Source organism: Sphingomonas sanguinis (assembly GCF_001476905.1).
Classification (GTDB): Bacteria; Pseudomonadota; Alphaproteobacteria; order Sphingomonadales; family Sphingomonadaceae; genus Sphingomonas; species Sphingomonas sanguinis_B.
Window position 1 is genome coordinate 1 of sequence record NZ_LDTE01000044.1, and the last position, 23,430, is coordinate 23,430.

General features: G+C 65.6%; 25 protein-coding genes and 1 pseudogene. 15 read left to right on the plus strand and 11 right to left on the minus strand.

What is annotated here, in order from left to right:
• Positions 1-100: pseudogene (locus tag SB4_RS19530) on the plus strand (IS5/IS1182 family transposase); the annotation flags it as partial.
• 195 nt (positions 101-295) lie between these two features.
• On the opposite strand, the gene SB4_RS08285 reads toward SB4_RS19530, so the two are convergent.
• The 9 genes from SB4_RS08285 to SB4_RS08320 form a co-directional block, all read right to left on the minus strand.
• On the minus strand, positions 296-751 hold the full coding sequence (locus tag SB4_RS08285) for a TonB-dependent receptor plug domain-containing protein (protein ID WP_058752191.1): 456 nt from the start codon (positions 749-751) through the stop codon (positions 296-298).
• 64 nt (positions 752-815) lie between these two features.
• A complete protein-coding gene (locus tag SB4_RS18895; RefSeq protein WP_082670066.1) occupies positions 816-1,034 on the minus strand; it encodes a copper chaperone PCu(A)C domain-containing protein in 219 nt (72 codons plus the stop codon).
• 74 nt (positions 1,035-1,108) lie between these two features.
• Positions 1,109-1,801, minus strand: a complete 693-nt coding sequence (locus SB4_RS08290) for a superoxide dismutase (protein ID WP_058752192.1) — start codon at positions 1,799-1,801, stop codon at positions 1,109-1,111.
• Positions 1,802-1,939: 138 nt separating this feature from the next.
• Positions 1,940-2,371 (minus strand): DUF2946 family protein, encoded by a 432-nt coding sequence (locus SB4_RS08295; protein WP_058752193.1) that lies wholly within the window; start codon positions 2,369-2,371, stop codon positions 1,940-1,942.
• 443 nt (positions 2,372-2,814) lie between these two features.
• Positions 2,815-4,017 carry an FAD-dependent monooxygenase gene (locus tag SB4_RS08300; RefSeq protein WP_058752194.1) on the minus strand — a complete coding sequence of 401 codons (1,203 nt, stop codon included), beginning with the start codon at positions 4,015-4,017 and terminating at the stop codon, positions 2,815-2,817.
• Positions 4,018-4,035: 18 nt separating this feature from the next.
• A complete protein-coding gene (locus SB4_RS08305; RefSeq protein WP_058752195.1) occupies positions 4,036-4,821 on the minus strand; it encodes an alpha/beta fold hydrolase in 786 nt (261 codons plus the stop codon).
• A gap of 29 nt (positions 4,822-4,850) precedes the next feature.
• Positions 4,851-5,483 (minus strand): OmpW/AlkL family protein, encoded by a 633-nt coding sequence (locus SB4_RS08310; protein WP_058752196.1) that lies wholly within the window; start codon positions 5,481-5,483, stop codon positions 4,851-4,853.
• A gap of 232 nt (positions 5,484-5,715) precedes the next feature.
• A complete protein-coding gene (locus tag SB4_RS08315; protein ID WP_058752197.1) occupies positions 5,716-6,645 on the minus strand; it encodes a LysR family transcriptional regulator in 930 nt (309 codons plus the stop codon).
• A gap of 44 nt (positions 6,646-6,689) precedes the next feature.
• The gene (locus tag SB4_RS08320; protein ID WP_058752198.1) at positions 6,690-7,616 is read right to left on the minus strand and encodes a LysR family transcriptional regulator; all 927 of its coding nucleotides are present in this window, start codon (positions 7,614-7,616) and stop codon (positions 6,690-6,692) included.
• Positions 7,617-7,725: 109 nt separating this feature from the next.
• Here SB4_RS08320 and SB4_RS08325 point away from each other — a divergent pair, with 109 nt between their 5' ends.
• From SB4_RS08325 to pcaF, 11 genes are read left to right on the plus strand one after another with little or no spacing between them, the layout of a single operon-like run.
• The gene (locus tag SB4_RS08325) at positions 7,726-8,883 is read left to right on the plus strand and encodes a muconate/chloromuconate family cycloisomerase (RefSeq protein WP_058752199.1); all 1,158 of its coding nucleotides are present in this window, start codon (positions 7,726-7,728) and stop codon (positions 8,881-8,883) included.
• A 3-nt stretch (positions 8,884-8,886) separates the two neighbouring features.
• A complete protein-coding gene (gene catC / locus SB4_RS08330) occupies positions 8,887-9,177 on the plus strand; it encodes a muconolactone Delta-isomerase (RefSeq protein ID WP_058752200.1) in 291 nt (96 codons plus the stop codon).
• A 59-nt stretch (positions 9,178-9,236) separates the two neighbouring features.
• On the plus strand, positions 9,237-10,130 hold the full coding sequence (locus SB4_RS08335; RefSeq protein WP_058752201.1) for a dioxygenase family protein: 894 nt from the start codon (positions 9,237-9,239) through the stop codon (positions 10,128-10,130).
• A gap of 19 nt (positions 10,131-10,149) precedes the next feature.
• Positions 10,150-11,526, plus strand: coding sequence for a Rieske 2Fe-2S domain-containing protein (locus SB4_RS08340; protein ID WP_058752202.1), 1,377 nt, complete (start codon positions 10,150-10,152; stop codon positions 11,524-11,526).
• Positions 11,523-12,011, plus strand: coding sequence for a benzoate 1,2-dioxygenase small subunit (gene benB / locus SB4_RS08345; protein WP_058752203.1), 489 nt, complete (start codon positions 11,523-11,525; stop codon positions 12,009-12,011). Before SB4_RS08340 ends, benB begins: the two co-directional genes overlap by 4 nt.
• Positions 12,012-12,035: 24 nt before the next feature.
• Positions 12,036-13,067 (plus strand): benzoate 1,2-dioxygenase electron transfer component BenC, encoded by a 1,032-nt coding sequence (gene benC, locus SB4_RS08350; RefSeq protein WP_058752204.1) that lies wholly within the window; start codon positions 12,036-12,038, stop codon positions 13,065-13,067.
• Positions 13,064-13,840, plus strand: a complete 777-nt coding sequence (gene benD / locus SB4_RS08355) for a benzoate diol dehydrogenase BenD (protein WP_058752205.1) — start codon at positions 13,064-13,066, stop codon at positions 13,838-13,840. Before benC ends, benD begins: the two co-directional genes overlap by 4 nt.
• 10 nt (positions 13,841-13,850) lie before the next feature.
• A complete protein-coding gene (locus SB4_RS08360) occupies positions 13,851-14,564 on the plus strand; it encodes a CoA transferase subunit A (RefSeq protein WP_058752241.1) in 714 nt (237 codons plus the stop codon).
• Entirely contained in the window at positions 14,561-15,211 is a 651-nt protein-coding gene (locus SB4_RS08365; protein WP_058752206.1) for a 3-oxoacid CoA-transferase subunit B, read from the plus strand. The genes SB4_RS08360 and SB4_RS08365 overlap by 4 nt, the downstream gene beginning before the upstream one ends.
• Entirely contained in the window at positions 15,211-15,987 is a 777-nt protein-coding gene (gene pcaD / locus SB4_RS08370; protein WP_058752207.1) for a 3-oxoadipate enol-lactonase, read from the plus strand. Before SB4_RS08365 ends, pcaD begins: the two co-directional genes overlap by 1 nt.
• A gap of 4 nt (positions 15,988-15,991) precedes the next feature.
• Entirely contained in the window at positions 15,992-17,194 is a 1,203-nt protein-coding gene (gene pcaF, locus SB4_RS08375) for a 3-oxoadipyl-CoA thiolase (protein ID WP_058752208.1), read from the plus strand.
• Positions 17,195-17,238: 44 nt separating this feature from the next.
• Here the strand turns inward: pcaF and SB4_RS08380 are convergent, their stop codons facing one another.
• Positions 17,239-18,357 (minus strand): NAD(P)-dependent alcohol dehydrogenase, encoded by a 1,119-nt coding sequence (locus SB4_RS08380; RefSeq protein ID WP_153006137.1) that lies wholly within the window; start codon positions 18,355-18,357, stop codon positions 17,239-17,241.
• A gap of 39 nt (positions 18,358-18,396) precedes the next feature.
• On the minus strand, positions 18,397-19,854 hold the full coding sequence (locus SB4_RS08385; RefSeq protein WP_206597990.1) for a benzaldehyde dehydrogenase: 1,458 nt from the start codon (positions 19,852-19,854) through the stop codon (positions 18,397-18,399).
• Positions 19,855-20,461: 607 nt separating this feature from the next.
• Here SB4_RS08385 and SB4_RS08390 point away from each other — a divergent pair.
• The 3 genes from SB4_RS08390 to SB4_RS08400 are packed head-to-tail and all read left to right on the plus strand — an operon-like array spanning position 20,462 to position 23,423.
• Positions 20,462-22,057 (plus strand): pilus assembly protein TadG-related protein, encoded by a 1,596-nt coding sequence (locus tag SB4_RS08390; RefSeq protein WP_058752211.1) that lies wholly within the window; start codon positions 20,462-20,464, stop codon positions 22,055-22,057.
• Complete coding sequence (locus SB4_RS08395; protein WP_058733494.1) at positions 22,054-22,650, plus strand: TadE/TadG family type IV pilus assembly protein; 597 nt, start codon at positions 22,054-22,056, stop codon at positions 22,648-22,650. Before SB4_RS08390 ends, SB4_RS08395 begins: the two co-directional genes overlap by 4 nt.
• Positions 22,560-23,423 (plus strand): TadE/TadG family type IV pilus assembly protein, encoded by an 864-nt coding sequence (locus tag SB4_RS08400; RefSeq protein WP_241488537.1) that lies wholly within the window; start codon positions 22,560-22,562, stop codon positions 23,421-23,423. The genes SB4_RS08395 and SB4_RS08400 overlap by 91 nt, the downstream gene beginning before the upstream one ends.
• The last annotated feature ends 7 nt before the right edge of the window (positions 23,424-23,430 follow it).

The window sequence follows — 23,430 nt, forward strand, 5'->3', positions numbered from 1 at the left end:
TCGCAAGGACTTCCGCCGTGTCGCTACCCGCTACGATAAACTCGCCGTCAACTTCCTCTCAGGCGTCGCCATCGCAACCGCGCTCGCATTCTGGCTCTGATTGAGTCTCAGCCCTAGGGCCTGTCTTCAGCTCTCCATTTTCTGTCCCTCGTTCATCGTATCGATAGATAGGTCTGCCGCCCCGTGTCGTGTTTGCGATTGTCCAAACCCGCCGCACAGCTGACCCAGTGCTTTCGGGAGACGGAGAGCTGCAAAGCGAGCTACGATGATCCTGTAGCTAACGCTAATATATCCATTATACCGGATATATAGATAATGATTCGACCATCGCCGCCCTCGGCGCGCTCGCGCAGGGCATGCGCCCGGCATTGTCGTTGGACGGCACGCCATCGATCAGCAGCTTGACCGCGTTGATCTCGCCCTCGCCATTGAACCCGCGGATCGAGAAGCGGCCCGAGGTCGTGCCCTGGTTGAAATCGGTCAGGACGACGCCGGGCAGCCGCGCGAACAGCTCCCAGGCATTGTCGACATTCTGGCGCTGCGCGACGTCACCGCTCAGCACGTCGACCGAGGTCAGGACGTTGGCGGTCGAGCGCGCCATGGACTTCGCGGTAACGACAACCTCGTCTCCGCCGATCGTGACCTGCGTATCGGCGCGGGCGGGTGCATCGTCGCGCTGCTGCGCGGTGGACGGCGCAGCGATCAGGAAACAGGAGGTGGCGGCCGCCACCATCAAACCGGTCTTCGACATAAAATCCCCCAAGACCCGCTCCCAAGCGGGCCGAATGTGTTCGTTATGGTTGCGAACGGATGCGTCAGGCCATGCAGAGACGGGCCAAAGCCTCGACCCATCCGCAAAAGCCCGCGATCAGTTCGATCAGCATCAGGTGGTGGCCGCCGGTGGGCAGCACCGCGTCGCTACCCGCCGAGCTTTCGACGCCACCGGCGAGCGGACGCATCCGCACGATGCCGCCTTCCAGCGACATCATGCGAATCTCGACCTTGGCCGCACGAGGCGACGTGGCCGACAGCAGGCGCGGTCAGCACAGCGACAAGCTTCGACGCGACACGATAAGTCGTGATCGATCCTTCGGCCTTCGGAGGCGGATCAGCGCGTGAGCGTCGCGGCGTAGCGATCGGACACCGTTTTCCAGTCGACCACCTGCCACCAGCCATCGAGATAATCGGCCCGTCGGTTCTGGTATTTGAGGTAGTAGGCGTGTTCCCACACATCGTTACCAAGAATCGGCGTGCCTTTGACCTCCGCCACATCCATCAGCGGATTGTCCTGATTGGGCGTCGAAGTGATGGCGAGCGTGCCGTCGGCCTTCACCACCAGCCAGACCCAGCCAGAGCCGAACCGCTTGGTTCCGGCCTCCTTGAACGCGGCCTTGAACGCGGCGAGCGAGCCGAACTGGCGATCGATCGCGGCGGCAAGCGCCGGCGACGGCTGTCCTGCCTGCGCGGGCGGGGCCATCGTCTTCCAGAAGAAGCTGTGATTCCAGTGACCGCCCGCGTTATTGCGCACGGCGACGGGCAGCGTTCCGGCCTTTGCGACCAACGCATCGAGCGACTGGCCCTTCAGCGCCGGATCGGCCGCGACGGCCTTGTTGAGCGCGTCGACATAGGCCTGGTGATGTCGATCGTGATGAATCGTCATCGTCTGGGCGTCGATCACCGGCTCCAGCGCAGCGGCGGTATAGGGAAGCGGTGGCAGGCTGAAGGGAGCGGGCGCGACTTGCGCGACCGCCGAGGTCGCAACGCACAGGGCGGCGATGCCGAATATGGTGCTTTGGAACATGGGATTTGCTTTCGAGCTGAATCTAGGCCCCGCATCGTCGATCGCGCGCGACCGAACAACGACAGGAGACATGGTTCGCGCGGCAGCCGACAGGACTGCGCGACGACGGTTTAGCTGGCCGGTTTCCCGGTCAATTCGTCAGACCGAAAGCGGAGGACCGCGAAGGGGTGGTCGCAGATAGGGGGCGGCACGCGGTGCGACCTGTGGGGTCGAACGCAGCGCCATGATCGCGACGACGGCAAGCGCGATGGCCAGCAGCACGACGTCGACGGCCCCCAAGACCTGGGCGGACAGACCCGCAAAGGCGCAAGGCATTTCAGGCTTGCCGTGATCTGTCGACTCGCCTTTGTCGCGCATGGTGCCCTGCGCCATGGCCATGGGCTGATCCATGCTTGGCATGACCATCGCCTCAGGCTGAGCCGCCATACCGGAACAGAGCGTGAGGGCGATCCGCTCGTGATCGGATGCGATCATGTAGCCGGTGGGCACTAGCAGCTTCAACAGCATCGCGGCGGCACAAATCAGCGCCGCAAGGTGGCGTTGCGCCAGGATATGCCGGAAAGCCTGCACGATCGAGTCATTATCGTGAACCCCGTTTCATGTCACTTGGACAATCTGTCAGTGACATCATGGGTTGGTCTGTTGCAATCGGGAGAAGAGATGGCGGCGCGTGACAATCAGCCTCAATCGTACCATCGTTCAATCACACAGGTAGGGTGACCCGCTCCCCGGACATCATTCCATGGGTCGGTCACCACCCCTGATGTTCGGCATCAGCCCGATGGCGGCACCTCCCCCTTCCCATCGCCTTTCGGAAGCCGCCTGCGGCCGGAGAACCCCACGCTCGATCATTCTTGAGCGAGCGCTCGCATCGGCTGATCGGGGCACCCGCCGATTGGCGTCGTTCCCCCCTGAGATTCTCTCCTTCGGAAAGTGACGTCGTCAGCCTGTCTCTCGGACGGCCATGTGCCATGCCGTTACGCCGCCGGTCGGACGAACGATGGCCAATTCCCTCAGTTGCCCATCGCACGGCTGGCTGGGACGCCTGACAATCGCGCAGATGCATCGAACTTGTGAATCCAGCCATAGCGTTCGGGGAAGCGATGCATCGCACGGTGCCGGGTCGCATCGGGAAGGCCCGCATCGGTATGGAGCGCGCGATTGGCGTCCCATGAGCTGCGCTGGATGAGGCGGGTGCGGAGGGCCCGCTCCTTCTGATAGGCGGCAAAGCGCGCATCACGGTTGGACGACGTCAGACCATCGAGCATCGTCGCCAGGGTAATGGCATCCTCGATCGTCGTATTCGCACCCTGCCCATGATGCGGCAGCATCGCATGAACGGCATCGCCGATCAGAACAACCGGCCCGCGATGCCAGTCGCGAAGCGGCGGAGCCACGAACAGGCCCCAGCGTCGTTCGACATCACCCGCTGCGACCATCTGGCGAACGGCCGGGTGCCAGTCGGCGAAGGCCGCCACCGCTTCCCCCGGTTCGATCGGCACCGTCCCGCCGCTACCGGACCAGGCGGTGGGCCCCTCCACCACCGCGAAGAAGTTGACGTGCCCGCCATCGCTGCCGATCGCATAATGCAGCAGATGGGCATCCTGGCCGATCCAGAACTGAATCGCCTGGGGATCGGGCAAAGCGTTCAGTCGCTCGACCGGCACGATGCCGCGAAACGCGCTGGTCCCGGAATAGCGTAGCGGCTGTCCGCCGACCCATTGCCGGGTGATGGAGCGAACACCGTCGGCACCCACGACGATATCGGCCTCGACGGGATCGCGTCCGACGAAGTGGAGCGCCACCCGTTCGCCCACCGTCTCGATCCGCTCCAGCCGATGCGCCAGATGGATATGCTCCGTCCCGACCGCGCGGCCCAGCGTCGTCTGCAGATCGGCGCGGTGGATGCCGAGATAGGGCGCGCCGAACCGATCGCGATAGGCACCGCCCTTGCGCACCGCATGGGCCGCCAGGCGATCACCGGACAGCCCGTCGCGGTAGATCAGCTCGGTCGGCTCGACCCCCGTCCGCTCCAGCTGGTCGATCAGGCCCAGCCTTTGTAGCTCACGGGTGGCATTGGCCGACAGGGCGACCGCCGCGCCGATCTCGCTCAGCTCCGCCGCCTGTTCGTACAGCGTCGCCTCGATCCCTCGCGCCCGCAGCGCCAGCGCGAGGGTCAGTCCGCCGATACCGGCGCCGATGATCGCGATCTTCATGGATAGCCTCCGTAATCCTTACGCGGCCGTCGCCGTCTGGCGATACTCGGCCGGGGCATCGGCGAAATCGGCGATCGCCTCGGCCAGCCGTTCGGGCATCGAGTAATAGGGCGCATGGCTGGCCGGGAGCGACACGACCGCGACCGGACCGGGAAACTCCTTCTGCATCTGACGCTGCACGGCGATCGGAATCCCGACATCGTCCAGCGCCTCGATATAGAGGCGCGGGATATCCAGCGCGCGGCCCTCCATCGGATTGGGCGTGCCGAAGGGCACGGTCGTCTGGGTCTGGATGAACTGTTCGGCAGGCGGCATTCCCTCGCCGGGATAATCGCCCATGAAGACTTCGCGGAACCGCTCCAGTCGCGAGAAATCCGCCTGTAGCCCGCGTCCCTCATCGACCGGCTGGATCAGGTCCAGCGCGTGAGGCGTGCCCCGGTTGGGCTCGCCGGGCAGGACGAAGGTTTCCGGCGTAACACCGGGCGCGGTGAGGAACGCGGTCAGGTAGATCAGCCCGGCCACCTTGTCGGGATGGTGCTGCGCCAGCCACGAGATGGATGCACCGCCCATGCTGTGCCCCAGAAGGATCGACTGCCCCTCGGCCCGCGCCAGGATGTCTGCGACGGGGCGGGTATAATGCTCCATGTCGACGACCGACAAATGGCCGCCATCGCCGGGCGTATGGCCGGTCAGGTCGGGCGCATGGACGCGGTAACCGCGCGCTTCGAGAAGCGGGACGACCGCGTCATAGCAGGCGCCGCGGTTCCAGGCGCCATGGATCAGGATAATATCGGTAACGGTCATGACATGTCTTCCTGTTCGAGCCGGGGGGATCAGAAGCGATATTGCAGGCCGACCTGCGCGATGAGGGGATTGAGCTGGACGCGCGCCGTACCCGGCACGAAGCCGTTCGGCGTGCCAAGCCGGAAGCGGGCGTTGGTGCTGGTCCAGACCTTGCTGGCCGCGCCGAACACACCGATCCGCTCGTTGAGCGGCACATCGATGCCGCCCGTGATCGCGGGACCGACGGTATTGCTGGTGCGGAAATCCTTCAGCACGCCGTCTTCGGTCTTGAAGATGATCGTCCAGTTCAGGCCGCCGCCGATATAAGGCCGCACCCCGCCCGGACGCCCGAAATGATAACGCACGCTGTAGAGGCCGGGACCATAGGTCACCTTACCCAGCGTGCCCGCCCCCGCCAGCGTTCCCGATGCGGTCAGCGTGCTGGTCGGCGGCACGCCGACGGTCGCCGCGACCGACACGTTGGGGGTCAGAAAATAGCCGATATCGAGGCTGACGCCGTTGTTGTTCGACGCGGTGGCGTTGGCGCCCGGCAGCGGCTGCCCGGCGAGCTTCACATCGGCCTTTTCGTCGAACATGACACGCGCCGCGCCGAGCCGGACATAGAATCGCCGCTCCTTGCCGTCCGGCGATTGCTGGGCCTGTGCCACGCTCGGCAGCATCATGCACAATCCCGCAACACCGGCGAGCACCCCGCCCTTTCGCAAAGCTCGCGTATATCCATATGGTATTGAAGCCATTTTCCGCTTCCTCTCCATCTGCCGTCGCTATCTGTCGTGCGACTTGTCCCGAAGCGATTTCGCTTTCGTGAGGGGCAGAATGTCGGGGCGCGCATCGTGCGTCCAACACCAACTCCATATGATGGCCATACCCAAAAGGTTGGCCGGATCACGCCTCTTAGCCGCCCCCGGTCATCCGCAGGATCGCATCGGGGATGGGATAATCCCAGGCGCCGTAGCGCTCGCGGATCACCGCCGCCATGGCGACCAGTTCGGGCGAGCGGTCGTCCTTGCGAAAGCTCATGATGATCGGCGATGCGACCGGTTCGACCAGCGGGCGATAGCGGACGCCGTCGACCCGCGACCGGCGAACCGAGGCCGGGACGATGCAGACCCCCTCCCCAGCCGCGACCAGCCCGATCGCGATCTGCAACTCGCTGACCTCGTGCGCGATAACCGGGGTCACGCCAAGATCGCGGAAATGGCCGACGACCTGATCGGCATAACTGGGTCGCGGGGCGTTGGGATACAGGATCAGCGGGTCGGTCGCCAGCGACGCCAGGGACACCCCGCCCCCCGCCGTCAACGGATGCGTGGCCGGAAGCGCGACGATCAACGGCTCCTCGCGCAGCACCACCCGCGCCACGGCGTCATCCTCGAACCGGATACGCCCGAAGCCGACATCGATCCGTCCGTCCTTCAGCGCAGCGATCTGCGAAAGCGTGCCGCCCTCGATCAGCGACAGGTCGACCGACGGCATCGCCGCCCGATAGGCCCGAATGATCGCGGGGAGGCGCGAATAGATGGTGGAGGCGACGAAGCCGATCGCGAAGCGCCGCTGCTGCGACACCACGGCTTTCGCGATCATCGCATCCATATCGGCCATGCGCGCCAGGATGCTGATCGCCTGGTCATAGACGAGATGGCCGATCGGCGTCAGCCGCAGCGGCTTGGCGGAGCGATCGATCAGGGTCGCGCCGACCCGTTCCTCGATCTGCTGGATCTGGCGGCTGAGCGGCGGTTGTGCGATGTGGAGACGCTCGGCGGCACGGGTGAAATTGCCTTCCTGCGCAACGGTCACGAAATAGCGCAGCTGCCGTATGTCCATCCTGTCATCCTCTCCAAAGCCGGCGGGTCGGTGGCAGCCGTGTGTTATTCAAGGTTCGCCAGCAGCGCTTCGGGCACGCCATAGCCCCATTCGGTATATTTGCGGGCGATGATCCGCAGAACGGCGCGCAACTCGGGCGAGGCGTCGCCGACTCGGTGGCTCATGATGATCGGCGAATGCGCGGGTTCGACGAGATCTAGATAGCGCACATCCTCGGTCCGCGCCTTGCGTACCGACTCCGGGATCACCGCCACCCCCTCTTCGGCGGCGACCAGACCGATCGCGATCTGCAACTCGCGCGCCTCGACGATCTGGTTCGGGCTCAGGCCATTATCGTGGAACAGCGACAGGACCTGATCGGCATAGCTGGGACGCGATGCACTGGGATAGAGAACCAGCTTTTCGCGCGCCAGGGCCGACAGGGATACCGGCGCGCCGTCCTGACCCAAATGGCTTCCCATCGGGACCGCCGCGACGAGCGACTCCCGCCGGAGCACGGTGCGCCGCACCGCCGGATCGTCGAAGCGGATACGGCCGAAACCGATATCGATCCGCCCCTCCTTCAACGCCGCGATCTGGTCCAGCGTCGGGCTTTCGACCAGTGTCAGCTCGACATCGGGCATCTCGGCCCGGAACTCGCGGATCAGCGCGGGCAGGCGCGCATAGATGGTCGAGGCGACGAACCCCATGGTGAACCGTCGCCGGTCGGTCGCGATCGCGGCATCCATCATCGTCCGCATGTCATCGACGCGCCGCAGCACCTGCACCGCCTGATCGTGGAACAGCTGCCCCATCGGGGTCAGCGCGAGCGGTCGGCTCGTCCGGTCGATCAGGGACGCGCCGACCTCCGCCTCCAGTTGCTGGATCGACCGGCTGAGCGGCGGCTGCGCCATATGCAACCGTTCGGCCGCGCGGTTGAAATTCCGCTCGGCGGCCACCGTGACAAAGTAACGAAGCTGACGCAGGTCCATAGGATCATACTCTCCAAGTATCGCCAGAAGACCATAATGATCTTTGCGCGTCCAGATCGCCAAGCCTAGTTTCCGGGGAAATTCGGATAAAACTGGATAGGAAGAGGTTATGGCCACGATCGTCGAGATCGATACCTATATCGTCGATATCCCGACGATCCGGCCGCACGTGCTCGCGATGGCCACCATGCATCACCAGTCGATCGTGCTGGTCCGGCTGCGCGACTCCGACGGCGTCGAGGGGATCGGCGAAGGCACGACCATCGGCGGTCTCAGCTATGGCGAAGAAAGCCCGGAGGGCATCAAGCTCGCCATCGACACCTATATCGCCCCCGTCCTCGAAACCTGCGACCCGTCGCAGGTCGGGGCCGCGATGGCCAAGATCGGCAAGAGCATCTTCGGCAATCACCTCGCCAAATGCGCGGTCGAAACCGCCCTGCTGGACCTGGCTGGCAAGCGGCTGGGCGTGCCCGTCTCCACGCTGATCGGCGGCGGCGCGATCCGCGACCGGTTGCCGGTCGCCTGGACACTGGCCAGCGGCGATACCGCGCGCGACATCGAGGAGGCCGAACGGGTCCTGGCCGAACGGCGGCATAACATCTTCAAGCTCAAGATCGGCAAGCGCGACGTGCGCGCCGATGTCGCCCATGTCGCCGCGATCAAGCGCGCGGTCGGCGACCGGGGCAGCGTGCGCGTCGACGTCAACCAGAACTGGAGCGAGGCGCAGGCCGATCTCGGCATGAAGCTGCTGGAGGAGGCGGGCGTCGATCTGGTCGAACAGCCGGTCGCGCGGCACGATCATGCCGCCATGGCCCGGCTGTCCGCCAAACATGTCGTCCCGTTGATGGCGGACGAGGCACTGCACGGGCCTGCCGACGCCTTCGCCATTGCGGCGTGCGGCGGGGCGCGGGTCTTCGCGGTCAAGATCGCCCAGTCCGGCGGCCTGCTACCGGCCCATGCCGTGGCCACGATCGCACAGGCGGGGGGCGTCGGGCTCTATGGAGGTACGATGCTGGAGGGCGGGGTCGGCACCGCGGCGTCGGCGCATCTCTGCGCGACCCTGCCGTCGCTGGCCTGGGGGACCGAGTTGTTCGGCCCACTCCTGCTGACCGAAGACATATTGGCCGAGCCTCTGCACTATGCCGATTTCCACCTGAGCGTGCCGACCGGCCCCGGCTTGGGCATCGCGCTGGACGAGGACCGCGTCGCGTTCCACCGACGCGACCGTCGCTCCCCTACCCTTCATGTCGTCGCGGGAAGAGGTTGAACCATGTTGTTTCACGTCGAAATGGATGTCGACATTCCGCTCGGCTTCGATGCCGAGGAAGCGGCACGGCTCAAGGCCGCCGAGAAGGCCCGTTTCCAGGAGCTGCAACGCGCGGGCACCTGGCGCCACATCTGGCGGGTGGTCGGCCAATACGCCAATGTCAGCATCTTCGATGTCGGCTCCAATGCCGAGTTGCACGACATCCTGATGAGCCTGCCGCTCTACCCCTTCATGACGATCCGCGTGACGGCGCTGTGCCGTCACCCCTCGTCCCTCCACGACGACGACCGCTGACGATCGGAACCGCACGACCGCCGACGAGCGGCCGGACAGACAGAATATAGGAGAGTGTGATGGATATCAGCTTCGTGAAAACCCCCGCCATCCAGGATCTGCTCGACCGCGTCGCGGGCACGGCGTCCGACAAGGGCGATCCGCGCGTCAAGGCGATCCTGCGCGACCTGGTGGAATCGCTGATGGTGCTGATCGTCAAGCACGACATCGACGAGAACGAAGTCTGGGGCGCGGTCAACTTCCTCCAGAACGGCGCGGGCGAGTTCGGGCTGCTGATGCCGGGCGTCGGCCTCGAACATTTCCTCGACCTCTATATGGACGCCAAGGACGCCGAGGCGGGCAAGAGCGGCGGCACGCCCCGCACCATCGAGGGGCCGCTCTATGTCGAGGGCGCGCCGCTGGTCGACAATGACGCCAATCTGACCGACGATCCCGACGATACCGACACCCTCTACATGGCCGGACGGGTCACGGGACCGGACGGCGAGCCGGTCACGAACGCCATCCTCCATGTCTGGCACGCCAATTCCAAGGGCTTCTACTCGCATTTCGACCCCACCGGCGAGCAGACGCCGTTCAACAACCGCCGCCGCATCCGGCTGGGCGACGATGGGCGCTATGCGTTCCATTCCAAGATGCCCAACGGCTATAGCGTACCGCCCGGCGGTGCCTCCGACCGGTTGATGCAGGTGCTCGGCCGCCACGGCAATCGCCCGGCCCATGTCCATTTCTTCATCGAGGCGCCCGGCTATCGCCAGCTGACGACGCAGATCAATTTCGGCGACGATCCCTTTGCCGCCGACGACTTCGCGTTCGGCACCCGCGAGGGGCTGCTGCCGGTGCCGAACCGCCAGGGCGACACCGCGCACATCGCCTTCGATTTCCAGCTCCAGCGCGCCGACGATGCCGAGGAGGAAGCCTTCTCGCACCGCGCCCGTCTCGCCGTCGCCTGATCCCCGGAAGGATATTGTCATGACCGACCTTCGCGAACGCCTTGCCACCGCCGTCGTCGACGATCCCGCCACCGGGGCCTTCCGGTGCCGCCGCGACGTGTTCACCGACCCCGCGCTGTTCGAGCTGGAGATGCAGCACATCTTCGAGGGCAATTGGGTCTATCTGGCGCATGAAAGCCAGATCCCGGAGAATAACGACTATCTCACCACCTATATCGGTCGCCAGCCGATCATCATCACCCGCGACAAGACCGGGACGCTGAACGCTGTCATCAACGCCTGCGCGCATCGCGGCGCGATGCTGTGCCGTCGCAAGCATGGCAACAAGGGCAGCTTCACCTGCCAGTTCCATGGCTGGACCTTCAGCAACGCGGGCAAGCTGCTGAAGGTCAAGGACGGCAAGACCGGCGATTATCCCGCCGGGTTCAATACCGAAGGGTCGCACGACCTGACCCGCGTCGCCCGGTTCGAGAATTATCGCGGCTTCCTGTTCGGCAGCCTGAACGCCGACGTGCCGCCGCTCGAGGACTGGCTCGGCTCGACGCGCATCGTCATCGACCAGATGGTCGACCAGGCACCTGACGGGCTGGAAGTGCTGCGCGGCAGTTCGACCTATGTCTATGACGGCAACTGGAAGCTGCAGATCGAAAACGGTGCCGACGGCTATCATGTCAGTGCGGTCCACTGGAATTATGCGGCGACCGCCAACCGCCGCGCGGAGGACTCGATCAAGGCGGTCGATGTCGATGGCTGGTCCAAGAGCGTCGGCGGCGTCTATGCGTTCGACCACGGCCATATCCTGCTCTGGACGAAGCTGCTCAACCCCGAGGTTCGCCCGATCTATGCGCATCGCGAGGCGCTGGCGGCGCGGGTCGGCGAGGAGCGCGCGGAATTCATCGTCGGGCAGACCCGCAATCTGTGCCTCTATCCCAACGTCTATCTGATGGACCAGTTCTCGACCCAAATCCGGGTCGTCCGCCCGATCTCGGTCGATCGCACCGAAGTGACCATCTATTGCTTCGCGCCGAAGGGCGAGAGCAACGCCGACCGCGCCTTGCGCATCCGGCAATATGAGGATTTCTTCAACGTCAGCGGCATGGGCACGCCCGACGATCTGGAGGAATTCCGCTCTTGCCAGAAGGCCTATGAGGGCGCGGGCGAACTGTGGAACGACCTGAGCCGCGGGGCGACGCGTTGGATCGCCGGGCCGGACGGAAACGCGCGCGCCATGGGCATCGAACCGCTGCTCAGCGGCGAGCGCAGCGAGGACGAGGGGCTGTTCGTCCGCCAGCATGAATATTGGGCGCAGTCGCTGATCGCCGCGATCAACCGCGACGGCGGCGGGAATGGCGGTGCCACGCTGCGCCCGGTCGACCGGCTGGAGGTGGCGGCATGAGCCTGACCTACGACCGGCTCCTCGCCTTCCTCTACCGCGAGGCACGGCTGCTCGACGATCGGCAATGGGACGAGTGGCTGGACTGCTACGCCCCGCACGCGGTCTTCTGGATGCCCGCCTGGGACGATGACGACATGCTGGTGGAGGACCCGCAGCGCGAGATTTCGCTCATCTACTATCCCGATCGCACCGGGCTGGAGGACCGCGTCTTCCGGATCAAGACCGAGCGATCGGGGGCGAGCATGCCCGAGCCGCGCACCAATCACGCCGTATCGAACGTCGAGATCCTCGGCGAGGCAGACGGGCAAATGCAGGTGCGGTTCAACTGGCACACGCTGAGCCACCGCTACAACGAGACGCTGAGCTTCTTCGGCACGTCCTTCTACACGATCGACACGACCGGCGCGCAGCCGCTCATCACCAACAAGAAGGTCGTCCTGAAGAACGACTATATCCGCCAGGTGATCGACGTTTATCACGTCTGATGCCCGGCGCCCGGAGAGGATATCATGGGCTACAGTATCGCATTGAACTTCGAGGATGGCGCAACGCGCTTCATCACCTGCGCCCCGGGTGAGACGGTGCTGGACGCCGCGTTCCGCCAGAGGATCAACCTGCCGATGGACTGTTCCGACGGCGTGTGCGGCACCTGCAAATGCCGCTGCGAACAGGGCGCCTATGATCTCGGCGACGACTATATCGACGAGGCGCTGACCGCCGACGAGGCGGAGGAAGGGCTGGTCCTGACCTGCCAGATGCGCGTCTCGTCCGATTGCGTCGTCGCGGTGCCCGTCCCCTCCACCGCCTGCAAGGTGAAGCCCGCCGTGCATGAGGGTGCCGTGGCGGCGGTGGACCTGGTGTCCGACAGCACGATCCTCCTCACCCTGCGGCTGGACGATCCAGCCGCGCTCGGCTTCCTGCCCGGCCAATATGTGAATCTGGCGGTGCCGGGCACGGACCAGCACCGCGCTTATTCCTTCAGTTCCAAACCCGGCGCGGCGGAGGCCAGCTTCCTGATCCGCAACATGCCCGGCGGGCTGATGAGCGGATGGCTGACATCTGTCGCCAAGCCCGGCGCGCGCATGAGCTTCGTCGGCCCGCAAGGCAGCTTCTTCCTGCGGGCGGTGGAGCGGCCGACGATCCTGCTGGCGGGTGGCACCGGCCTGGCCCCGATCCTGTCGATGCTGGAGGTGTTGGCCGATACCGGGACGGACCAGCCGCTCCACTTGATCTACGGCGTGACCCGAGACGGCGACATGGTCGAGGTCCCACGGATCGAGGCGCTGGCAGGCCGCCTCCCCTCGCTGAGCTGGACCGCGTGCGTCGCCGATCCCGAGAGCGCGCATCCGCTGAAAGGCTATGTCACCGATCATCTGACCGATACGCACCTGAACGCGGGCGATTGCGATATCTATCTGTGTGGGCCGCCGCCCATGGTCGAGGCGGTGCGCGTCTTCCTGCGCGACAAGGGCGTCGAGCCCCGGCATTTCCACTATGAGAAGTTCGCGCCGAGCGAAGCGCCGGTTGCGGTGGCAGCATGACATTCGCCGGACGCTTTCGCGACAAGGTGATGGTGGTGACTGGGGCCGCCCAGGGCATCGGCCGCGGCGTGGCGCTGCGCGCCGCCGCCGAGGGTGCTGCCGTCCTGCTGGTCGACCGCGCCGACTTCGTTTCCGACGTCGCGCGGGAAGCGGGCGAGCGGGCGGCGTTTTTCGTGTGCGACCTCGAAACCCATGACGGAGCGGCCGCCGCGATGGCAGCGGCGGTGACCGCCTTTGGCCGCGTCGACATCCTCGTCAACAATGTCGGCGGCGCGATCCGCATGCGTCCCTTCGCCGCCTTCGAGCCGGAGCAGATCGAGGCGGAAATCCGCCGTTCGCTGATGCCGACGCTGTGGGGCTGTCACGCGGTCCTGCCGATCATGCTGGGCCAGGGCGGCGGCACGATCGTCAACGTGTCGTCCAACGCGACGCGCGGCATCCGGCGCGTTCCCTATTCGGCGGCGAAGGGCGGGATCAACGCCCTCACCCAGGCCCTCGCAATGGAATATGGCGCGGCGGGCATCCGCGTCGTCGCGACCGCGCCCGGCGGCACGCAGGCACCGCCGCGCATCGTGCCACGCAACCCGAATGGCGACGACACCCGCGAACAGGCCTGGATGGCCGAGGCGGTGGAGCAGGTCACCAGCTCCACCTTCCTGGGGCGCTATGCCACGCTGGACGAGCAGATCGCGCCGATCCTCTTCCTGGCCTCGGACGAGGCTTCCTACATCACCGGCTCGGTCCTGCCCGTGGCCGGTGGCGATCTGGGCTGACTGGAGCGATATGAAGAGCAAGATTTATCCCTCGCCCGCCGCGGCGCTCGACGGGCTGTTGTTCGATGGCATGACGATCATGTCGGGCGGCTTCGGCCTGTCAGGCAATCCCGAAAGCCTGATCCCGGAAATCCGCGCGAGCGGGGTGAAGGGGCTGACCGTCATTTCCAACAATGCGGGGGCGGACGGCTTCGGCCTTTGGATGCTGCTGGAAAGCCGTCAGGTCGCCAAGATGATCTCTAGCTATGTCGGCGAGAACAAGCTGTTCGAGCAGCAATATCTGTCGGGCGAGCTGGAGCTTGAGCTCAACCCGCAAGGCACGCTCGCCGAGCGCATCCGCGCAGGCGGCGCGGGCATCCCGGCCTTCTATACGAAGACCGGCGTCGGCACCGTCGTCGCCGAGGGCAAGCCGGTCGAGACGTTCGAGGGACAGGAGTATGTCCGCGAAACCTGGCTGCGCGCCGATCTATCGATCATCAAGGCGTGGAAGGCCGATCCGGCGGGCAATTTGATGTTCCGCAAGACCGCGCGCAACTTCAACCCGAACATGGCGACCGCCGGCAAGGTGACGGTGGTCGAGGTGGAGGAGATCGTCGAGGCGGGCACGCTCGACCCCGACGCCATCCACACGCCGGGCATCTATATCGATCGCATCGTGCTGAGCACGATCAACGAGAAGCGTATCGAAAAACTGACGACCCGCGCGCGGGAGGAAGTCGCATGAGCTGGACCCGTGACGAGATGGCGGCGCGCGCCGCCCGCGAACTTCAGGACGGTTTCTACGTCAACCTCGGCATCGGCATCCCGACGCTGGTGGCCAACCATGTCCCCGCCGGGATCGACGTGACGCTGCAGTCCGAAAACGGGCTGCTGGGCATCGGCCCCTTTCCCTATGAGGGCGAGGCCGACCCGGACCTGATCAACGCGGGCAAGCAGACGGTCACGACGCTGCCGACCTCCAGCTTCTTCTCCAGCGCGGACAGCTTCGCGATGATCCGCGGCGGCCATATCGACATGGCGGTGCTGGGCGCGATGGAGATCTCGGCGGGCGGCGACATCGCCAACTGGACCATCCCGGGCAAGATGGTGAAGGGCATGGGCGGCGCGATGGACCTGGTCGCGGGCGTCCAGCGCATCGTCGTCGTGATGGACCATGCCAGCAAGACCGGCAGCCCGAAGATCCTGCCCGACTGCACCCTGCCGCTGACCGGCAAGGCCTGTGTCGACCTGATCGTCACCGATTTGTGCGTCATGGCCTGCGACAAGCCGGGGCTGCGGCTGGTCGAACTGGCCCCCGGCGTCACGCTGGACGAGGTCCGGGCGAAGACCGGGGCACCATTCGCGGCGGATATGCTGGAAGGCGTCGTCTGATGCCGTTCGTCGCATCCAATGGGGCCGACATCTATTGGAAGGTCGAGGGCGAAACCGACCGGCCGCGCCTCGTGCTGCTCAATTCGATCGGCACCGACATGGACCTGTGGAGCCCGGTCCTGCAGCTGCTGCGCGAACACGCCACGCTGCTGAGGATCGACACCCGTGGGCATGGCGCGTCGGACGCGCCGCCGGGCGACTATAGCTTGGCCTGGCTGGCCCGTGACGTCGCGGCGGTGATGGACGCGGCCGGATGGGACAAGGCCCAGGTCGCTGGCGTGTCGCTGGGCGGCATGATCGCGATGCAGATGGCGCTGGACATGCCGAAGCGGGTGACGGGCCTGATACCGATCTGCACCTCCGCCACGATGGACCGTGCCGCATGGACCACGCGCGTCGATACGGTGCGCCGCGACGGCATGGCGGGGATCGCCGATCTGGCCATGTCGCGGTTCCTCTCCCCCGCCTTCATCGCCGAGCGACCCGGCCATGCGGCGACGATCCGTCGCGCGCTGCTCACCATGCAGGCCGAGGGCTATGCCGGATGTGCCGCCGCGATCCGCGACATGGCCCTGGCCGATCGGTTGGGTGGGATCGCCTGTCCGACCCTGGTGATCTCGGGCGAGCGCGACAGCTCGACGCCCTATGTCGGCCATGGCGAGCATCTGGTCTCGGCCATTCCCGGCGCGCGGCATATCGCCCTTCCCGCCGCCCATCTCGCGCCGCTCGAAGCGCCCGATGCACTGGCCGACGCTATCCTGAACCATCGGAGTTGACCTCATGACCGCCGCTTTCATCTGCGACGCCGTTCGGACCCCGATCGGGCGGCTGAACGGCGCGCTGGCCGATATCCGCGCCGACGACCTCGCCGCCGTGCCGATCCGCGCCTTGGTCGAGCGTAACCCGGGCGTCGACTGGAGCGCGGTCGACGACAGCATACTCGGCTGCGCCAACCAGGCGGGCGAGGACAATCGCAACGTTGCGCGCATGGCCGTATTGCTGGCGGGACTGCCCGAGGCGGTGCCCGGAACGACGGTCAACCGACTGTGCGGATCGGGCCTCAACGCGGTCGGCTGCGCGGCGCAGGCGATCCGCTCGGGCGATGCCGAGCTGATCATCGCGGGCGGTGTCGAGAGCATGACCCGCGCGCCCTATGTCATGGGCAAGGCCGCCTCCGCCTTCGACCGCGCACAGAAGATCGAGGACACCACGCTCGGCTGGCGTTTCGTCAACCCGGCGATGAAGGCGGCCTATGGTGTCGACACGATGCCGCAGACCGGCGAGAATGTCGCCGATCAATGGCGCATCTCGCGCGAGGATCAGGACCGGTTCGCGCTGGCCAGCCAGGAAAAGGCCGCCGCCGCCATCGCCAGCGGCCGGATGGCGGCCGAGATCGTCCCCGTCACCATCCCCCAGAAAAAGGGCGAGCCGCGCATCGTCACGCAGGACGAGCATCCGCGCGCGACCAGCCTTGAGGTGCTCGCCAAGCTGAAACCCGTCGTCCGCGCCGACGGCACCGTGACGGCGGGCAACGCCTCCGGACTGAACGACGGGGCGGCCGCGATGATCGTCGCGTCCGAAGCGGCGGCGGGGCGATACGGCTTGACGCCCCGCGCACGCATTCTGGGCATGGCCGCCGCCGGGATCGCGCCGCGCATCATGGGCGCCGGTCCCATCGAAGCGGCGCGCAAGCTGTGCCGCCTGACCGGCGTGGCGATCGACGATCTCGATGTGATCGAACTCAACGAAGCCTTTGCCAGCCAGGCGATCGCAACCCTGCGCGACCTGGGGCTGGCGCAGGACGACCCCCGCGTGAACCGCAACGGCGGGGCTATCGCACTGGGGCATCCGCTGGGCATGTCGGGCGCGCGGATCGTCATGACCGCCGTCGAGGAACTGCACAGGACGCAAGGGCGCTATGCGCTGGCCTTCATGTGCATCGGCGTGGGTCAGGGCATTGCCCTGATGATCGAGCGGGTCTGACGCCCGGGACGGGCGGGGGCAGGCGTCCCCCGCCCGCTTTGCCATCAGGCGGGCAGCCGCAGAATGGGCTTGATCGTCACGCCGCTCTCGCTGTCGGCGACCGCCTGATTGATATCGGCGAAATCATAGAATTTCACCAGCCGGTCGAAGGGGAAGCGCCCCTGGGCGTGGAGCGCGATCAGCTCGGGGATGAAGACCTGCGGCACGACATCGCCCTCCACGATGCCCATGATGCGCTTGCCCGGCACCATGACCATGTTCACGTCGAAGCTCGCTTCGGTGCCCAGCTTGGGCGCGCCGACGATGCCGCAGGTCCCCATGATGGTCAGCGCGTCGATCGCCTGGCGCAGCACCTCTGGCCGACCGCTGCTCTCCAGCGTGAAGTCCGCGCCGCCGCCAGTGATCTCGCGGATCGCTTCCACCGCATCGGTTTCGCGGCTATTGACGACATGCGTGGCGCCCAGTTCCTTCGCGAGGTCGAGTCGGCTGGTCGTCACGTCGACCGCGATGATCGTGGTCGCGCCCGCGACGCGCGCCGCCATGATCGCGCTGAGGCCCACCGCGCCCGAGCCGAACGCGGCGAAGCTCGCCCCCGACGGCACTTCCAGCGCGCGCAGCACGGCCCCTGCCCCGGTCTGGATACCGCAGCCGAGCGGCCCGAGCAGTTCCAGCGGCGCGTCCTTCGCGACCTTCACGATGTTGCGCTCGTGTGCCATCGCGAAACTGCCAAAGGAGGACTGGCCGAAGAAGTGATCGTGCAGCGCCCCGCCATGGGCATCGCACGTGGCCGTCGAGCCGTCCTTGCGGCCACCGCCGAAGTTCAGCGCGAAGAAGTCGCCGCAATGCGCCGGGTGCCCAGTCAGGCACGGACCGCAGACGCCGCAGGACGCGAAGCTGAGCACGACATGGTCGCCCGGCGCGACGGCGGTCACGCCCGGGCCCACCGCCTCGACCACGCCCGCGCCTTCATGGCCGAGGACGGCGGGCAGCGGCACCGGGTAATATTGGTCGCGCACGATGATGTCGGTGTGGCACACCCCCACCGCCACGATCCGCACGAGCACCTCGCCCCCTTGCGGTGACGCGATCTTCGCTTCCTCGATCGCAAAGGGGGCGCCCTGGTCGCGAACCACGGCGGTGGTGATGCTGCGCATCTCAGTCATTATCGTCTCCTGCATCATGATATGTGGTTGGGTGGGCGGTCAGAAGGGATAGGCGGGCGCGGCGCCCTTCACCGTCACCCACTGCCAATGGGTGAACTCCTCCCAATTGGCCGGGCCGCCGATCGCGGAGCCGTTACCGGAAGCGCCCACGCCGCCGAAGGGATTGACCACCTCGTCGTTCACCGTCTGATCGTTGATGTGGAGCAGGCCCGCGCGCAGCCGTTCGCCCAGCGCCATGGCCCGGCCGACATCCTTCGAGATCACCGCCGCCGACAGGCCGTATTCGGTGTCGTTGGCGAGCGCGACCGCCTCGTCGTCCGTGTCAAACGGCACCAGCACCGCGACCGGGCCGAAAATCTCCTCCTCGAACGCCGCCATGCCCGGCTTTACCCCTTCCAGCACGGTCGGGGCGAGGCATAGTCCCTCGGCCTTGCCGCCCGCCAGAAGGCGCGCACCGGCGGCGACGCTGCGTTCGACGATATCGACCGCATGGTCGAGTTGCGGCTGGCTGATCAGCGGGCCGATCGCGACCGTGCCCGACATCGGATCGCCCACCGGCAGCGCCTTCGCCTTCTCGGCCAGTCGGGTAGCAAAGGCGTCGAAGATCGCACGATGCACCAGAATGCGCCCGGCCGTCATGCAGATCTGCCCCTGATGCAGCCATGCCCCCCAGGCGGCGTTGCGCGTCGCGAGGTCGAGATCGGCATCGTCCAGAACGATCAGCGTGTTCTTGCCACCCAGTTCCAGCGAGACCTTCTTGAGGTGACGGCTCGCCGCCTCGCCGACCTTTCGGCCCGCCCCGGTCGAGCCGGTGAACTGGATCATCGCGACATTCGGGTCCGCGCACAGTGCCGCCCCCGCCTCGCCGCCGCCGGGCAGCACGGACAGCACGCCGGCGGGCAGACCCACCAGCTCGAACAGACGCGCGATCACCAGCCCGCCGCAGATCGCCGTGCGCGGGTCGGGCTTGAGCATCACCGCATTGCCGACCGCCAGCGCGGGCGCCACCGCGCGCATCGCCAGATAGAGCGGAAAGTTGAACGGCGCGATCACCCCGACCACGCCGAGCGGACGACGGCGCGCCAGGCTCAGCCGCCCCGGCTCGCTGGGCAGGACGAGCCCCTGCGCCTGATGCGGCATCGCCGCCGCCAGCTCGATCGCCTTGATCGTGATCGCCAGCTCGAACTCCGCCTTGGCGCGCACCGAGCCGCTTTCCCGCATGGTCCAGGTCACGATCTCCTCGGCATGCGCCCGCGCCAGCGCCGCCGCCTGCACGAAGACGCCCGCCCGGACATCCGCCGTCGCCGCGGCCCAGCCCTGCTGCGCGGCGCGGGCCGCCGTCGCCGTTTTGGTGACCGTGGCGGCATCGACCGAGGCGGCCCGTGCCAAAACCGCGCCAGTCGCCGGTTCGAGGACGTCATAGCCTTGGCCGCCCTCGATCCAGTGTCCGTCGAAGAACCGGCCGTCGAGATGCGCGGCGTCGAGCAGGGATGTCATTTCGCTCTCCATCATGATCGTTGAGATGTGGGACGGCGCGGTGCTGAGTGGCTCTGCGTTCAGTCGTCCATTAGGGCGTGGGTGCGGTCGGACACGGGCCGATGACGCTCCGAGCCAAAGAAAACCCGCATCGGGCCTGCCGAGAAGGGATGTGAGACAGCAGGTCCTTGGGATCGCCCCAGGCGCCGCTTGGACCGGAATCGATCCTGCCCGACGCTCCTGAAAAGGTCAGCATGCCGAACACCATCGAGTGGCATGATACCCATCATACGCTTCCTCTCCACAGGATATCGCATTCGGTCGTTGCGACTGGTCCGCAGCTCTCGCCGTTGTGGTGGCAAGCATGTCGGGGACGGCGCGGTCCGTCCAACACCAACTTCATATCCGAACGATACCCGCAGGGTTATCGAGCATACGCCGCCCTGCCCTACAGGCCGCTCGTCAAGATCGCCCCGTCCTCGTAAACCTGCCGTTTACGTTATGCCGGTACGGCCGCCGGATGAACTGCCGACTTCCGTCTTGTGGTTTGCCCCGACTGCGGTGGCCATCACGTTCCACGGAGTCAGGTGTCCTGGCCGGACTCACCGCCAATCGACGCGGCAATGTCATGACTTTGTGGGCATTTTTCCTCATTCCACTCGTCGCGCTCATCGGGTCGGCCATTGATCTCGGCACCGAATATGTGACGCGCAAGCAGATGCAGATCGCGTGCGACGCGGCGGTTCTGGCGGGTCGACGCGCGATGACCGACGGCACCGTCGACGACGGCGTGAGGGCCGAGGCCACCAAATTCTTCAATTTCAACTTTCAACAGGGCATGTTCGGATCGAAGCCGTTCACCCCCTCTATCTCCAGCACCACGGACTCGAAGACGACCGTCGTCATCAATGCCGCCACCACGGTTCCGACGTCGCTGATGCGGATATTCGGATTTGTCGAGCTGCCGGTGAGCGTCAGTTGCAATGCGTCCCAGGATTTCGTGAACACCGACATCGTCTTCGTGCTGGATACGACCGGCTCGATGCGGGACAAGGCGACGTCCAGCGACTCCCAGACCAAGATCGAAGCGCTGCGTTCGGCCGTGCTGGCGCTGTACGATCAACTGGAACCGATTCAGAAGCAACTGACCGCATCGGGCATGCGCCTTCGCTACGGCGTCGTTCCCTACGCCAGCGCCGTCAACATCGGTGCAGCGATCCGTGCCGCCAATCCCAATTACATGCTGTCCGGCCCCTGGACTTATCAATCCCGGCAGGTCGTGAGGGAGTATATGAGCTCCAGAAGTTGCTCATACTGGTATGGCAGCTATGATTCCGGACGCGGTATCTGCACCTATTTCAACTATCTTCCCCGTAGTTTCGACACCTCGCGATATGTGTCCGGGGCGAGCGTCGATGTGGCGGACCTGGTCGGCACCGCCGATGACAGAGGCATTACGCCGGTTCAAAACACGCCCAGGAAAGTGACCTGGGCAGGGTGCGTCGAAGAACGACAGACCGTGCGGATGGGCCCGAACGATACGGCCATTCCGGTCGGCGCGACGGATCTCAACATCGATCTGATACCGAACAATACGGAAACCAAATGGAAACCCTATTGGCCCGAGGTTGAGTACACGAGTTATCCGGCGCGAGCGTACAGCAACGACCCCTTCAAGCCACAATTTGCGTGTCCGTCTCCAGCCGCATCGATGCAGGGGTGGACCAGGGACGACCTGAACAAGTATCTCAACACCCTTAATCCCGATGGCGGCACCTATCATGACAATGGAATGATGTGGGGCGCCCGCTGGGCATCGTCCGGGGGCATTTTCGGTAGCAACAACCCGGAAACGTACAACATGATGCCCGTCAAGAAATACATCATCTTCATGACGGACGGGCTGTTCGACACCGGATACGCAAGCCTCTATTCGTCCTACGGCGTGGAAAGACTCGACGCACGGGTCACGCCCGGCGGACAATATTCGGATCAGAACGACCAGCTTGACCGCCACAAGCAGCGCTTCAACCTGCTGTGCTCGCGCGCCAAGTCCATGGGATATTCGATCTGGGTGATCGGCTTCGCCACCACGCTCGACTCGTCGCTGACCAACTGCGCGAGCACGCCCAGCCAAGCCTCCACCTCGTCGAACCAAGCAGAATTGATGGCGCGCTTTATCGAAATCGGCAAGAATATCGGCGCGTTGAGACTGACCCAATGAGACAGAGCTATAAGGACGCGCTTCGCCGCATCGGTGGCGACCGTCGCGGCGCCACGGTGGTGGAGTTCGCCCTGATCGCGCTCCCCGCCATCGCGATCATGGGCGGCCTGTTCGACCTGGGCTATCGCCAATATGTCGCCACACAGGTGCAGGATGCCCTGGATCGCGCAGCCCGGCGGGTCACGATCGGGACGGGCACGACGGCGGCGCAATTGACGGCCATGGTCGGCGACAGCGTCAAGGCAATCTCTCGGGACGCCGACGTCGTCGTCGTGCCCACCAGCTATGGCAAATTCCAGCAGGTCGCCAAGCCCGAGCCGATCACCACCGACACGCCGCCGCTAGGGCAGTACAACGCCGGGGACTGTTTTCGTGATATCAACGGAAATGGCGTCTGGGACGCCGATGGCGCACGTGCGGGCACCGGCGGTTCGGATGACGTCGTTCTCTACACCGCGACCGTGACCTATCCCGAGATCATTCCCATGAGCCGGTTGATGGGATGGAGCCCGGTAACGACATTGACCGCGACCACGATGTTGAAGAACCAGCCCTATGCCTCGCAGGCGGAGCCGGTGATCCAATGCGGATGAAACGCCTTGTGGAGCGGTTTGCCGGTGTGGCGGGCGATGGCCGCGGCGTTGCGATGATCGAGTTCGCGCTCGCCGCGCCCATAATCCTGCTCCTGGGTCTGGGCGGGGTGGAGGTCGGCAATTACGTGCTGGCCAATTTGCGCGTTTCGCAGATCGCGATGGCGGTGGCGGATAATGCGGGTCGGATTCGGACCACGATGGACGAGGCCGATGTCACGGAGATCATGATCGGCGCCATGAAGATGGGAGAGCCGCTCTCTTTTGCGGCCAAGGGTCGGATCATTCTGTCCGATCTCGAACAACGCACCACGACCACGGGCTCGGGGGGCCAAGGCCCGGTATCCGCCGGCAACCCCAATGGCTATCGTCAATGGTTCCGCTGGCAGCGCTGCGCCGGCGCCCTGGCGGCTTCGTCCTCGCTCGGCGTGCCCAGGAACGAGGGCGGTGGCCCGATCACCAATCTGGACGACACCACGAACGCCGATCATGGCGCGGTCGAAAACGTTTCGACCATGGACGGCGTGGGCACGCCGGGGAAACAGATTGCCGCCACGGGCGGTACGGCGGTGATGGTGGTCGAGGTCATCTATGACTATCAGCCCATCGCCCCGGTCAGCTTGGTCACTGCCGCACTCGGCAACCTGACGATCAGGCGCGTCCTGGCCTTCAATGTCCGCGAACGGACCAGCTATTCGCTGCGGAACGACGGAAGTCTGACGGGAACCAAACGCGCCGATTGCCAGATTTATGGCGCGGCGGTTCCGACCGTGTGAGCCGGTT